The 13,029-nt window shown below is 66.4% G+C and carries 12 protein-coding genes and 1 pseudogene; 10 read left to right on the forward strand and 3 right to left on the reverse strand.

Translation table 11 applies throughout. The annotated features are described in order from the left end of the window. The first annotated feature begins 72 nt into the window (after positions 1-72). The 4 genes from J4O73_RS07260 to J4O73_RS07275 all read left to right on the forward strand — a co-directional run bounded on the left by J4O73_RS07260 (position 73) and on the right by J4O73_RS07275 (position 3,734). Positions 73-495, forward strand: coding sequence for a MarR family winged helix-turn-helix transcriptional regulator (locus J4O73_RS07260; protein ID WP_426215950.1), 423 nt, complete (start codon positions 73-75; stop codon positions 493-495). Between the two features lie 27 nt (positions 496-522). Next, on the forward strand, positions 523-1,812 hold the full coding sequence (locus J4O73_RS07265; RefSeq protein ID WP_426215952.1) for an MFS transporter: 1,290 nt from the start codon (positions 523-525) through the stop codon (positions 1,810-1,812). A 183-nt stretch (positions 1,813-1,995) separates the two neighbouring features. Next, positions 1,996-3,150 (forward strand): multidrug effflux MFS transporter, encoded by a 1,155-nt coding sequence (locus tag J4O73_RS07270; protein WP_426216011.1) that lies wholly within the window; start codon positions 1,996-1,998, stop codon positions 3,148-3,150. A gap of 89 nt (positions 3,151-3,239) precedes the next feature. Then, a complete protein-coding gene (locus tag J4O73_RS07275) occupies positions 3,240-3,734 on the forward strand; it encodes a DoxX family protein (protein WP_426215954.1) in 495 nt (164 codons plus the stop codon). Between the two features lie 3 nt (positions 3,735-3,737). Here the strand turns inward: J4O73_RS07275 and J4O73_RS07280 are convergent, their stop codons facing one another. After that, positions 3,738-5,174, reverse strand: a complete 1,437-nt coding sequence (locus J4O73_RS07280; RefSeq protein ID WP_426215956.1) for a DHA2 family efflux MFS transporter permease subunit — start codon at positions 5,172-5,174, stop codon at positions 3,738-3,740. A 225-nt stretch (positions 5,175-5,399) separates the two neighbouring features. Here J4O73_RS07280 and J4O73_RS07285 point away from each other — a divergent pair, with 225 nt between their 5' ends. The 3 genes from J4O73_RS07285 (at position 5,400) to panE (ending at position 8,897) form a co-directional block, all read left to right on the forward strand. Next, on the forward strand, positions 5,400-6,287 hold the full coding sequence (locus tag J4O73_RS07285; RefSeq protein ID WP_426215958.1) for a DUF3313 domain-containing protein: 888 nt from the start codon (positions 5,400-5,402) through the stop codon (positions 6,285-6,287). Positions 6,288-6,443: 156 nt separating this feature from the next. After that, positions 6,444-7,937, forward strand: a complete 1,494-nt coding sequence (gene guaB / locus J4O73_RS07290) for an IMP dehydrogenase (RefSeq protein ID WP_426215959.1) — start codon at positions 6,444-6,446, stop codon at positions 7,935-7,937. Between the two features lie 18 nt (positions 7,938-7,955). Further along, positions 7,956-8,897 (forward strand): 2-dehydropantoate 2-reductase, encoded by a 942-nt coding sequence (gene panE, locus J4O73_RS07295; protein WP_426215961.1) that lies wholly within the window; start codon positions 7,956-7,958, stop codon positions 8,895-8,897. Positions 8,898-8,935: 38 nt separating this feature from the next. On the opposite strand, the gene J4O73_RS07300 is transcribed toward panE, so the two are convergent. Beyond that, positions 8,936-9,118: a hypothetical protein gene (locus J4O73_RS07300; protein ID WP_378975058.1), complete on the reverse strand. Its 183-nt coding sequence runs from the start codon at positions 9,116-9,118 to the stop codon at positions 8,936-8,938. 167 nt (positions 9,119-9,285) lie between these two features. Here J4O73_RS07300 and J4O73_RS07305 point away from each other — a divergent pair, with 167 nt between their 5' ends. From J4O73_RS07305 to J4O73_RS07315, 3 genes are all read left to right on the forward strand, one after another. Then, on the forward strand, positions 9,286-10,587 hold the full coding sequence (locus tag J4O73_RS07305) for an RsmB/NOP family class I SAM-dependent RNA methyltransferase (RefSeq protein WP_426216012.1): 1,302 nt from the start codon (positions 9,286-9,288) through the stop codon (positions 10,585-10,587). Between the two features lie 18 nt (positions 10,588-10,605). Further along, complete coding sequence (locus J4O73_RS07310; protein WP_426215963.1) at positions 10,606-10,857, forward strand: hypothetical protein; 252 nt, start codon at positions 10,606-10,608, stop codon at positions 10,855-10,857. Positions 10,858-11,039: 182 nt separating this feature from the next. Further along, entirely contained in the window at positions 11,040-12,731 is a 1,692-nt protein-coding gene (locus tag J4O73_RS07315; protein ID WP_426215964.1) for a DUF4214 domain-containing protein, read from the forward strand. Between the two features lie 187 nt (positions 12,732-12,918). Here the strand turns inward: J4O73_RS07315 and J4O73_RS07320 are convergent. Further along, positions 12,919-13,029: pseudogene (locus J4O73_RS07320) on the reverse strand (IS630 family transposase); the annotation flags it as partial.

Consider the following 13,029-nt stretch of genomic DNA (forward strand, 5'->3'; position numbering starts at 1 on the left):
ACGACGGGGAGTCGAACGCACGCATCCGTCACCCACTTGTCCGTTCGTAAATAGGTGCATATACACGCATTCATGAGCGAAGCGTTTGCCAGTGAGCGAGAGGTCTGCACGTGCGGTGCCTTGCGGCGGGCGGCCCGCACGATCACCTCGCTGTACGATCAGGCTCTCAAGCCCACGGGGCTGAGGGTGACGCAATTCGCCATTCTCAAGATTCTCGATCGGTGCGGGGCGCTGCCCGTGACGCGCCTCGCCGCAGAGGCCTCGCTGGAGCGCACCACCATGGCGCGCAATCTCGATCCCCTGGAGCGGCGCGGCCTCGTGCGTGTCGGCGCGGGCGAGGCGGACGCGCGGAGCCGCCTGGTCGAGTTGACCGATGCCGGGCGCGAGGTTCTGCTCGAAGCCATCCCCCATTGGCGGAGCGCGCAAGACAGGATTGCGCGGCGCGTCGATCCCGACTCGGTGCGAGCGCTGGCCAGCGCCTTAAGCGCCGAGTAACCGCAGAGTTTCTGGAGACCCGAAGCGATGCCCCTTTCCGCTCAGACGCGGCCCGCCCCGCGTTTTCATTATGCCTGGGTCATCGCAGCGGTGACCTTCGTGGTCCTGCTGGTCGGAGCCGGCGTGCGCGCGACGCCGGGCGTGCTGATCGTGCCGTGGGAGAAGGAGTTCGGGTGGAGCGCGGCGACGATCGGCATCGCCATCGCCATCAACATCTTCCTCTACGGGATGATCGGCCCCTTCGCGGTGGCGATCATCGAGCGCTTCGGCCTGCGCGCCTCTGTCTGCGGGGCGCTCATCGTCCTCGCCATCGGCACCAGCGCCACCAGCATGATGCAGACGCCGTGGCAGATGATGCTGCTCTGGGGGATCGTGGTCGGGTCGGGGTCCGGCATGGTGGCCAACGTTCTCGGGGCGACGGTGGCCGGGCGCTGGTTCGGCGAGCGCCGGGGCCTCGTCATCGGTTTGCTGACGGCGAGCAGCGCGACGGGCCAACTCGTGTTTCTGCCGCTCCTCGCGCGACTCTCGACCGATTACGGCTGGCGGACGGTGTCCTTCACGGTGGCCGGGGCAACACTCGTTCTCTTGCCTCTGGTCTTCCTTCTCCTACGGGACCGCCCATCCGATCTCGGCCTGCCGCGTTATGGCGAGACGCAGATTCAGCCGAAGCCCGTTCTGACCGAGAACCCGGCCAAGCGCGCCCTGCGCGGCCTGGGCATGGGCCTGCGCTCGAAGGATTTCTGGCTGCTGGGAGGTACGTTCTTCATCTGTGGCGCTTCGACCAATGGTCTGGTCGGCACTCACCTGATCCCCGCCTGCTTCGACCACGGCATCCCGGAGGTCACTGCCGCCGGTCTGCTGGCGCTGATGGGTGTGTGCGATCTCATCGGCACAACGGCCTCCGGCTGGCTCACGGACCGGTTCGACTCACGCAAGCTCTTGGCGTGGTACTACTCGCTGCGGGGACTCTCGCTGATCTTCCTGCCCTACTCCTTCGATCTGAGCTTCTACGGCCTGTCGCTGTTCGCCGTTTTCTACGGGCTCGACTGGATCGCGACCGTGCCGCCCACGGTGAACCTTGCAGGCAAGGCATTCGGTGAAGAGAACGCGGCACTGATGTTCGGCTGGATCGCCGCCATGCATCAGATCGGCGCGGCCTCCGCGGCGTGGCTCGCAGGCGTCGCTCGCACCGGCAGCGGCACCTACTACGAAGCCTTCGTGGCGGCGGGCATCCTCTGCCTCGTGGCGGCGATGATGGCGATGTTCGTTGGAAAGCGCCCGGAGGCCGATGCCGCAATGCGTCCGCTGCCAGCCTGAACTGCGGCTCACGCGGAGCAGTTGGGGGTTACAAGGTCGGCGGCCGTCTCGGTTCGCCCTCGGCCCCCACGCTCCGCGAGTATTGTCTTGCCCGATGCCCTTCCGACCGTGAAGGCCGCCGATACGAGCCGCGCCTGGCACGGGCCCGGCTTCACCGAATTCGTCGCCATCGTCGCGTTGATGATGGCGGTGACGGCAATCTCCATCGACAACCTGCTTCCGGCCTTTCCGGCCATCGAAACGCGGTTCGCCGTGGCCGATCCGAACCGGCTGCAGCTCCTCGTCTATGTCTACATGCTCGGCTTCGGTCCGGCGCAGATCGTGTATGGACCGCTCTCGGATGCGCTGGGGCGGCGGCCGGTGCTGCTCGCGAGCCTCGGCGTCTACGTGGCGGGCTGTGTCCTGGCGATGCTGGCGCCGAGCTTTGGCTGGCTGCTTGCGGCACGGGTGATCCAGGGAATGGGCGCCGCGGGCGGGCGCGTGCTCTCGACCGCCATCGTGAGAGACCGTTTCGCCGGGCGCGAGATGGCGAGCGTCATGTCGCTCATCATGATGGTCTTTCTCATCATTCCCATGGTCGCCCCGGCCATCGGCGGGGCGATGCTGGCCTTTGGCTCGTGGGTCTACGTCTTCGTCTCGATGCTGATCCTCGCCTTCATCCTGACGGTGTGGTTCAGCTGGCGGATGCCGGAGACGCTACATCCGGAATACCGGCGCCCGCTGTCCCTGAAGGCGACGGCTTCGGCCGTTCGGCTCACCCTCTCGACCCGCGTCGCCGTGGGCTATGCGACGGCGCTCGGCCTGCTGACCGGCTGCATCATGGGCTATGTCGGCTCGGCGCAGCAGGTGTTCGATACCGGCTTATACCGGCTGGGGCCGCTCTTTCCCTTGGCCTTCGGGGTTGTGGCTGGGGCGATGGGCGCGGCGACGCTCATCAACTCCCGCGCGGTTCGCCGCTTCGGTATGCGCCGCCTGTCGCAAGCGGGAACGTTGGCCTTCACCCTGGTCGGGGTGTTGCAGGTGGTGATCGGTCTGGCCTTCGGCGGGCATCCGCCTCTGGCGCTGTTTCTGGGCGTGCTGGCGATGAACCAGTTCCTGATCAGCTTCGCCATGCCGAATTTCAACGCGCTCGCCCTCGAACCGTTGGGGTCGGTTGCGGGCACCGCCTCGTCGTTCCTGGGCTGCTATACGACGATCCTCGGCGCAGGTTGCGGCTTCCTGATCGGCCACGCCTTCGACGGAACCGTCCTGCCCATCGGCATCGGCTATGCCGTCCTCGGCGGGTTGACGCTTCTGGTCGTGGTCTGGACGGAGCGTGGCCGGATGTTCGGGCTCTGATCATTCACGTGATTTACGGTTGCGCTTAACGGGCCGTTCAAACGAAGCCGCGAGTCTGACGGGATCGCCGCCCGCCTCGGACCCACGCCATGATCGCCCGCGCCCACGACGCCACCTTGCTCGCCGCGCGCCTGTTTCTGGCGGCGGCCCTACTACCGACCGGCATCGCCCGCGCCCTCAATGTATCGGGCTTTGCCCTGACGCTGGCGAGCGAAGGCGTGCCCTTCCCGAACGCGGTGGCGACCACGGCTGTCGTGGTGCAAGTGTTCGGGCCTCTAGCGATGATCCTGGGCGTGCTGCCGCGCATCACGGGCGTTGCGCTCGGCCTGTTCGCTGCCGCGACAGCCTGCGTGCTTCATTCCTTCTGGCAATTGAGCGGCCCGGCCATGGAGGCCGAGCGGACCCTCATGCTGGCCGATCTCGGCCTCGCGGGCGGTTACCTGCTCTATGCCGTCACGGGGCCAGGCGGCTGGAGCTGGCAGGGCTGGCGCCTCGGAGGCACCGCACCGCGCGCGAAGCCCGCCACGAAGGGCAGCACCAAATCCGGTGGCGGACGCCGGGCTCCGCAGGCCCGCGCAGCCTGACGCTCAACTCCGGCCCGGCGAGGCATTCGACGGGCTCGCCGCGATCCGGCTTCCCGATACTTCGGCGCCCGCCTCGGGTGAAAGGGCGCGGAATGGAAAGACCGATAGGGCGGAGATCGCCGCCACGATCAGAAAGGCGGGTCCGAAATCGCCCGCCTCGATCGCTGTGCGCCCGTGCGCGGCTGCGGCCCCCTCAAGGGCCAATGCGCCGAAGGTGACGCCGAGGCTCAGTGAGAGTTGCTGCGCCACGCTGGCGAAGCTCGTCGCGGCGCTCATCTGGCGCTTGTCGAGATCGGCATAGGCAATGGCGTTCACGCAGGTGAATTGGACCGAGCGGCAGCATCCGCCCACGAACAGAACCGCCAGCATGATGAGATGCGGCGTGTGCTCCGTGAAAAGCCCGTTCACGGCCAAGAAGCCTGACGCCAGCAGCGCGTTGATCACCATGACGCGGCGGAAGCCGAAGCGGCGCAGGATGGCGGGCGCCATGGTCTTCACGAACATCGCACCGGCCGCCGCGGCGAAGGTGATGAGGCCCGAGCGCAGGGGATCGAGCCCGAAGCCGATCTGCAACATCAGCGGAAGCAGGAACGGGATCGCTCCGGTGCCGATGCGGAACAGGCTGCCGCCGGTCACCGCAGCCCGAAAGGTGGGGTAGCGCAACAGATCCAACCGCACGACCGGGTGATCCACCCGGCGCGAATGCCGGAAGTAGGAGGGCAGCAGGATCAGGGCCGCGATGAAGCATCCCCAAGTGACGGAGGCCGGCAGCAGATGCCGCCCGAGCGACGCAAGCCCGAGCATCAGCGACGCCAGCCCCGCGCCCAACAGGACGAAACCCAGCACATCGAGGGGAGGCCGCTCCTCCTCGCGCAGATCCTCGAAGTAGAGCGTCGCCAGCACGAATCCGACGATGCCGATGGGCACGTTAATGAAGAAGATCCACCGCCAATCGAGCCAAGTGGTGATGAAGCCGCCGAGCGGCGGACCGATCACTGGGCCGACCATCGCCGGAAGGGTGAGGTAGGAGAGGGCGGTGACGAGTTGCGCCTTGGGCGCGGAGCGCAGGACGACGAGACGCCCGACCGGCACCATCATCGCCCCGCCCATGCCCTGCAGGAAGCGCGCCGCCACGAAGGAGCCGAGCCCGTTCGCCGCCGCGCAGGCGAGCGACCCGGCCAGGAAAACGCAGAGCGCGGCCCGGAACACGGTGCGGGCTCCGAACCGGTCGGCCGCCCAGCCACTCACCGGAATGAAGATCGCGAGGCTGACCAGATAGGAGGTCAGGGCCAATTTCAGGGCGATCGGATCCTCGTGGAGGCTTGCCGCGATGCTCGGCAAGGCGGTCGCGATCACCGTGGAATCGGTGTTCTCCATGAACAAGGCGGTCGCCACGGTGAGCGGGACGATCCGGGTGGAGAGTTTGGAGGAGGCAGGCATCGGACGGGAGACGCGCAAATCCAACGGGGGTTGCGGCCTTTCTCACTGCGGCGTTTCACGATTGTATCCGCGAAGCCACAGACACCGCCCGGCGAGAGGGCGGCCGGAGCTTGGCCGCTATCCTCACAAGGCTGTGAGGGCTAAGCTTCGCCGAACGACTGGAATGTATCCGGTCCGGCCCGCGTGACGGGCGCTCCATCGCGAGCGATACCTTTGAGAGAGCGGATGCTGTTTAGCCGGCCCGACCGTCGCGCCCTGTCTCGCCTGTTGGCTGCAGCGGCCCTGCTGAGCGGGGTGGCGGCCTGCGGGACCGTCGTGCTCAACAGCACCGGTTCGCTGACTCGCTACGACCGCCTCCAGCGCTCCACCTCCACCGCCACCGAGGCCCGGCTGTTCATCGATCGGCCCGCCGTGGAGCGTGCGCGTACCGTGCGCATCATCCCGACCGCCTTCCCGGCCAATGTCGAAGGCTCGGCGCCGCTCACGGCCGCCGACCGTCGCCTCATCGCCAACAACGCCGACCGGGCGCTCTGCTACGATCTCTCGCTCAAGTACGACGTGGTGACGAGCCGCGATGCCGACCTCACCGTTCGCGCGCAGGTCACGCGCGTCGAGCCGACGAACCTGATCGGCGCGGGCACCACCATTGCAGGCTCGGCGGCCGTCACCATCGCGTCGCAGGTTGGCGTCGGCTTCGCGGAAGGCATCGGCCGCATCCCGATCCCGCGCGTGCCGATCGGCCTCGGGAGTCTCACCGTCGAGGCGGAAGCGCTTGACCGGCACCACCAGCAGCGCGCCGCGATGATCTGGGGCGGCGCAGCGAATTCCTTCACCAGCCAACCGCGTTTCGCCGCCTCGAGCGACCCCTACGACCTCGCGGGCGATTTCGGCCAGGATTTCGGCTACCTGCTCGCGCGGGGCGAGGATCCGTTCACGGCTGCCAACACCCTGCCGACGTGGGATCGCATCCGCGTGACCATCCTCGGCGAGGCGCCGCTCGATCCCGATTGCGAAGCCTTCGGCCGCGCTCCCGGAGTCGATGGGATCCTGACCGACTATATCGGCCTGCCGCCGGAATTCAGCGACAAGGGTCCGGCCGTCCCGGTCCGCTGATCGCCATACTCCCCAAAAAAGCGCGAGCCATGCACATACGCGTGCTGCGCCGCGGCGTCCCCGCATTGGCGTGGCGGCAGGGAGCGTGATAGGGGCACTTGCCAACCCGCTCCCCGCCGCGCGACACGCGCCGCTCGCTCCAAGGACCGTTGGCACATGGCCCGACTCAGTTCCGCGTCGATCATCGAGGGTCTGACCTTCGACGACGTGCTGTTGAGGCCCGCCGCCTCGTCGGTGATGCCGACCGAGGTGAACATCGCCTCTCGCCTCACCCGTAACATCGCCCTGAATATGCCGATCATGTCCTCGGCGATGGACACCGTGACCGAGGCCCCGATGGCCATCGCCATGGCCGCCATGGGTGGGCTCGGCGTGATCCACCGCAACCTCGAGCCGCCGGAGCAGGCCGAGCAGGTCCGCCTCGTGAAGAAGTACGAGTCCGGCATGGTGATGAACCCCATCACCATTCACCCCGACGAGACCCTGTCGGACGCCCTAGAGATAATGCGGGTCAACCGCATCTCCGGCATCCCGGTGGTCGAGCGCGGACCGAACGGCAACCGCGGCAAGCTCGTCGGCATCCTGACCAACCGCGATGTGCGCTTCGCCAACGAGGCGAGCCAGCCGGTGTCCGAGCTGATGACCCGCGACCGGCTCATCACCGTCCGCGAGGGCACGACGCAGGACGAGGCCAAGCGCCTGCTGCATCAATTCCGCATCGAGAAGCTGCTGGTGGTCGATGACCATTACCGCTGCATCGGCCTGATCACCGTCAAGGACATCGAGAAGCGCGTCGCCTACCCGAACGCCGTGAAGGACGAGCAGGGCCGACTGCGCGTCGCCGCCGCGACGACCACCGGCGATGGCGGCTTCGAGCGGGCCGAGCGCCTGATCGACGCCGGTTGCGACGTGATCGTGGTCGACACCGCCCACGGTCACTCGATCAAGGTGCTCGATAGCGTGCGCCGCGTGAAGCAGCTGTCCAACGCCGTGCAGGTGGTGGCGGGCAACGTCGCCACCCGCGAAGGCGCCCAGGCGCTGATCGACGCCGGCGCGGACGCCATCAAGGTCGGCATCGGCCCGGGCTCCATCTGCACCACGCGCATCGTTGCCGGTGTCGGCGTCCCGCAGCTGACCGCGCTGATGGAAGCCGTCGAGGCCGCGTCGGAGGCCGATGTGCCTGTCATCGCCGATGGTGGCATCAAGTACTCGGGCGATCTCGCCAAGGCCATCGCGGCGGGTGCTTCGGTGGCGATGCTCGGCTCGCTGCTCGCGGGCACCGATGAGGCGCCGGGCGAGGTGTTCCTGCACCAAGGCCGCTCCTACAAGTCGTATCGCGGCATGGGCTCGGTGGGCGCCATGGCCCGTGGCTCGGCGGATCGCTACTTCCAGGCCGAGGTCAGCGATACGCATAAGCTCGTGCCGGAGGGTATCGAGGGTCAGGTGCCGTACAAGGGGCCGGTGGCCGCTGTGCTGCATCAGCTTTCGGGTGGCCTGCGTGCCGCGATGGGTTATGTCGGCGCCGCCACGGTGCCCGAGTTCCAGGAGCGGGCACAGTTCATCCGCATCACCAATGCCGGTCTGCGGGAAAGCCACGTCCACGACGTGACCATCACCCGCGAGAGCCCGAACTACCCCTCGCGGACCTGACGGACGGAGCACCGCACGATGCGCATTCTGGTGGTCGGAGCGGGAGCGACAGGCGGTTACTACGGCGCGCGGCTCGCTGAAGCTGGCGCCGATGTAACCTTCCTCGTCCGCCCGGCCCGCGCGGAACGTCTTGCGGCGCATGGCCTGAAGGTCGTGAGCCCCCTGGGAGACCTCCACCTCGCTCAGCCGAATACGGTGACGACCGCGAGCCTCGCGGCGGCGGGCTCGTTCGACCTCGTGTTTCTCTCCTGCAAGGCCTACGATCTCGACTCGGCCATGGAGGATGTCGCTCCGGCCGTGGGCGAGGGCACGGCGATTCTGCCGGTGCTGAACGGGATGGCGCATCTCGATGCGCTCGATGCCCGCTTCGGTGCGAATAAAGTGCTCGGCGGGTGCTGCGCCATCGGCGCGACGCTGACGCCGGATGGCGCGATCCGGCACATGAGCGAGTTGTGCAGCATCACCTACGGTGAGCGTGACGGCAGCGCCTCATCACGGATCACGGCACTCGATGCAGTGATGCGCGAGGGTGCGCCGAAATTTCAGCCGCGGCTATCGGACAAGATCATTTTGGAGATGTGGGAGAAGTGGGTTTTCCTCGCCACTCTCGCGAGCGGTACCACCCTGATGCGAGCCGCCATCGGCGATATCGTAGCTGCGCCCGGCGGCGCCGATCTGATGGGTGCCCTTCATGCCGAGTGCACTTCCATCGCCACGGCATCGGGCTTCGCACCGCGTGAAAAGGTGGCAGCAGGAGCGCTCTCGCAACTGACGGCCGAAGGATCGGCCTTCACCGCCTCCATGCTCCGCGACATCGAGGGCAAGGGCCGGATCGAAGCCGACCATGTGATCGGCGACCTCATCGCGCGGGGCGGCGCCCACGGCGTGGCGACGCCGATGCTCGACCTCGCCTATACCGGACTCAAGGCCTACGAAGCCCGGCGGGCGCGGGAAGGCTGACCACGAAGGGACGGCACCGAAGCGCCGTCCCTCTCGCATCAGTAGCGCGCAGGCGGCGGCGGAGGCGGGTTGCCGTATTCGAGCTGCGTCTTGGCATCGTAGGGGCGGCGCGGCGGCGGCGTCAGGTCCGGCGGGGGAGGAGCCGAGGCACAGGCGGCCAGCATCGAGGACGCGAGGCCCAGCAGGGCCATCCGCTTCAGAATGCGAGAGTGAGACGACATGAACTAAGCGACTCCAGCCATGGCCTGCGGTTCGGACCGAGCCGCCAAGCATGACCACCGAGCCTCCCGCCAAAGCTTGGCCGTATCGTGGCAGGCGCGAAATCCCTTCCGCCGGGGCGACTTCGGAGCTATCGCCCTGATCCGACCCTCTCGACAGGAGCGATCCCCTGACCCCCGCCGCCCGCTGCGCTGCCGCCATTGAGGTGCTGGCCGACATCATCGAGCGCCGCCGCCCGGCTGCCGATGCCCTCAAGGATTGGGGCCTCGCCCACCGCTTCGCCGGATCCGGCGATCGTGCAGGCATCGCGAGCCTCGTTTACGACGCTTTGCGCCGCCGCGCTTCGGCCGCCTGGATCATGGGTGCAGAGACCCCGCGCGCCATCGTGATCGGGTCCCTACGGCTGCAACAGGGGCTCGCTGCGCCCTCCATCGCGGCGCTGTTCTCAGGCGAAGGCTATGCGCCCACTGCCCTGGATGCAGACGAGCGTAGCCGGATCGAGACAGGATCGCTCGATAGTGCCCCCCCGGAGATCGCGGGCGATGCGCCCGTCTTCGTCCTACCGGAACTCGAAGCTGCCCTCGGCGATGACCTGATCCCCGAGCTGCGGGCGCTTGCCCGGCGCGCGCCCCTCGATCTGCGGGTAAACACCCTGCGTGGTCCCCGTGAGACCATCCAGGCAGCCCTCGAAGGCTATGGCGCCGCCCCGACGCCGCACGCACCGCATGGCCTGCGCGTGCCGGTCGGCGCCGACGGCCGCGGCCCGGCTCTGCACGTGGAAGCCGAATTCCTCGAAGGCTGGTACGAGATCCAAGACGAGGGCTCACAGCTTGCCGCCCTGCTGGCGGGCGCCAAGCCTGGCGAAACGATCGTCGATCTCTGCGCAGGCGGGGGCGGAAAGACCCTCGCTCTGGCCGCAGCCACCGGCAATGCCGGTCGGCTGATCGCCACGGATGGCGATCCCCGCCGCCTCGCACCGATCCATGAGCGACTGCGCCGTTCCGGCGCACAGGCCGAGGTGCGCACGCCCCGCGGCGGCAAGCAGCGGGCGGATGTGCTCGCCGATCTCGACGGTATGGTCGATCGCGTCGTGGTCGACGCGCCCTGTACCGGTTCTGGCACATGGCGGCGCAATCCTGACGCCAAATGGCGCCTGCGCCCTGGGAGCCTCGGCACACGCCATGCTGAGCAGGCTACCGTGCTGGACCGGGCAGCGTCGCTCGTGCGTTCCGGCGGACGGGTCGTCTACATCACCTGCTCGCTTTTCCCCTCAGAGAACGACTCAGCGGTCTCCGCGCTTCTGGAGCGCCACGGGCGCCGATTTGCCCCGGTGCCCGCCAAGGAGCTCCTGAGCGTGGCTCCACCCTCGTTCAGCGAGGCCGTGCGACAAACGGTTCACGGCATCCAGATGACGCCCCTGCGCACGGGGACGGACGGTTTCTACGTCGCGGCCATCGAGCGGCTTGACTGACAGACGGGACGAACACCGATGGCGATGAAGACGAGTTACGTGGTGCAGCCTTTCGAGCTGCACCGGAAGCGCTTGCGCCCCGCACGCCAAGAGCCGGCGCAGACGGAGAGCGGCGCGATCAAGAAGGCGGAAAACCTTGCCAAACGCATGCCCGGCTCCGCCGCCCTCAAAATCGTAGCGGACGACGAAACCGGCGAACTCGAGAGTGTGACGATCCTCGGTCAATGGGGCGAGATCCCCGACGATTTCGCCGAAAGCCTACAGGGCTGACGGGCATTTCACTGCGTCGTTAAGCGACGTTTTGGGATGGGTTTACCATTTTTCGACATATATTTTCTTGCAAGCCAAGCGCAACCTTTGAGACTATTCCGATTGGAGGGCGCTTCATAACAAAATATTTACCTTTGATTGACTTAGAATAGTACTTTGTTTGGCCGTGGGATGCCAAAGCGATGACCGCGATCAACCTTGCCGGCTACCGCCTGACCTTCGACGACGAATTCAACAGCCGCAGCATCTCGCAGACCGGGGCGACCACGACCTGGGCCGACATCCGCCCGGAATGGCGCTACGATAAGAACTCCGACATCGGTTTCGGCCACTCCTCCTTTGTCGACCCAAGTTCCGGCTATGATCCGTTCCAAGTCGCTGGCGGCGCTCTCACGATCACGGCGGTACCGGACCGGACGACGTCGGGCTATCCGGGCAGCTGGGAGTCCGGGCTGATCCACACCGGGGCGAGCTTCGCGCAGACCTATGGCTACTACGAGATCCGCGCCGACTTCTCGGGGCAGAAGGGGGCTTGGGATGCCTTCTGGCTCATGCCGGTCACCAAGATCCCAGACCCGATCAAGGCCGGCAATTGGCAGGAGCTCGATGTGGTCGAGCATTACGGCGGGTGGGATCGGGGCGTCTACAGCACCATCCACACCACCGATCCGCAGAACGGCGTGCCGTGGCAGCAGAACCGTCAGGTCTATAGTGAGCTGCCGAACCCGGCCGGCTACCACACCTACGGCATGAACTGGCAGAGCGACAGGATCAGCTTTTACGTTGATGGCAAGCTCGTCGGCTCCCAGGCGACACCCTCGGATATGCATGGGCCGATGTATCTGATCGCGAATCTTGCGACCCAGGGGGCGGCCAACACCACCAACAACGCCGACGCGGCGGGCGTGCCGATCTCCTCCTCGATCGACTATATCCGCGTCTATTCGAACGCCCCAGGGGCGGTCGCCGTCGTCCAGCAGACGGTCTCGTCCCCTGATGGCCAGGATCCGGGCCTTTACGGCGCGACCACTGCCGTGGCTCAAGCCGCCGTCCCAAGCCCTGCTGCAAGCAATGGAGCGGTCGTAGGCGTCACAGATGGAGGGTCCAGCGCGAAAGCACTGTTCGGCACAGTGACAACTGATACTCACAGCCCTGGCGGACAAGTCTACGCGCTGTACGATGGCCTCTTCGGCCGCGCACCGGACACACTCGGGCTTGAGTACTATGCCGATCAGATCGCGCACGGAGCTAACCCGGCGTCTCTGGGAGCCAACTTTTTTGCCTCTCCAGAGGGCCAAGCCCGTTTTAATGCCGCCGATAACACGGGCTTCGTTCAACAACTCTACCATAATAGTCTGCACCGCGATGCCGATGCGAGCGGTTTGCAGTATTACCTCGACGAACTCGCCCACGGCGTTGCCCGCGTCGATATTGCGCAAAGCTTTGTATTCTCGCCCGAGCATCTGGCCAACTTGCAGCCGACCCTCAACGCCGGTGTATTCGTGCCCGATGCGCAGGCGTCTCAGGTAGCACGGATGTACTACACGATGCTTGGCCGGGCACCGGACGCAGGTGGTCTGACGTATTACACGGACCAGCTTGACCATGGCGGAACGGTGGCCGGCATCGCGCAGTCCTTCCTGAATTCGCCTGAAAACCAAGCTACCTACGGCAAGCTGTCCAACAGCGCCTACGTCGACGCCCTTTACGTGAACGCGCTAGGTCGCCACGCTGAAACCAATGGCCTGAGCTTTTGGACCGATCAACTCGACCATGGTGTGTCGCGGGCAGACCTCGCGGTGTCCCTGTCGCAGTCGGCCGAGTCTCAGAACCTGCACTTGGCTCAGATCCAACAGGGTTGGCACCTCAGCTGAAAGCCTTTGACCTGACCGGTCTTTTAGACCGGGCCAATTGGGAGGCTACTGCATGGCCGCTGCCATGGGGAGCCGGAAAGGCTCATTGCAGCTTCGGCCTTGTCGGACTGTAGAAACGCAATCAGCCGTTTCGCTAGATCGAAGTTTTTGGCCGTCGCCACGGTTGCTGCGCTAGAGCGTTTTCGGTTTAATCTGGCTCATATCCCGCGGCGGCGAAGAAGTTGGCGCATTCGTCTGGCGTGATGGTGTCGATGAGCCGGCCGATGGCCGTCCACAGCCCTTCGACCGTGCGCTCAGC

The sequence above is a fragment of the Methylobacterium sp. NFXW15 genome (assembly GCF_049887755.1).
Lineage (GTDB): Bacteria > Pseudomonadota > Alphaproteobacteria > Rhizobiales > Beijerinckiaceae > Methylobacterium.

Bases quoted from the DNA above. Each gene is read 5' to 3' on its own strand.
- J4O73_RS07260 (WP_426215950.1), top strand. From the start codon at position 73: ATGAGCGAAGCGTTTGCCAGTGAGCGAGAGGTCTGCACGTGCGGTGCC.
- J4O73_RS07265 (WP_426215952.1), top strand. From the start codon at position 523: ATGCCCCTTTCCGCTCAGACGCGGCCCGCCCCGCGTTTTCATTATGCC.
- J4O73_RS07270 (WP_426216011.1), top strand. From the start codon at position 1,996: ATGGCGGTGACGGCAATCTCCATCGACAACCTGCTTCCGGCCTTTCCG.
- J4O73_RS07275 (WP_426215954.1), top strand. From the start codon at position 3,240: ATGATCGCCCGCGCCCACGACGCCACCTTGCTCGCCGCGCGCCTGTTT.
- J4O73_RS07280 (WP_426215956.1), bottom strand. From the start codon at position 5,174: ATGCCTGCCTCCTCCAAACTCTCCACCCGGATCGTCCCGCTCACCGTG.
- J4O73_RS07285 (WP_426215958.1), top strand. From the start codon at position 5,400: ATGCTGTTTAGCCGGCCCGACCGTCGCGCCCTGTCTCGCCTGTTGGCT.
- guaB (WP_426215959.1), top strand. From the start codon at position 6,444: ATGGCCCGACTCAGTTCCGCGTCGATCATCGAGGGTCTGACCTTCGAC.
- panE (WP_426215961.1), top strand. From the start codon at position 7,956: ATGCGCATTCTGGTGGTCGGAGCGGGAGCGACAGGCGGTTACTACGGC.
- J4O73_RS07300 (WP_378975058.1), bottom strand. From the start codon at position 9,118: ATGTCGTCTCACTCTCGCATTCTGAAGCGGATGGCCCTGCTGGGCCTC.
- J4O73_RS07310 (WP_426215963.1), top strand. From the start codon at position 10,606: ATGGCGATGAAGACGAGTTACGTGGTGCAGCCTTTCGAGCTGCACCGG.
- J4O73_RS07315 (WP_426215964.1), top strand. From the start codon at position 11,040: ATGACCGCGATCAACCTTGCCGGCTACCGCCTGACCTTCGACGACGAA.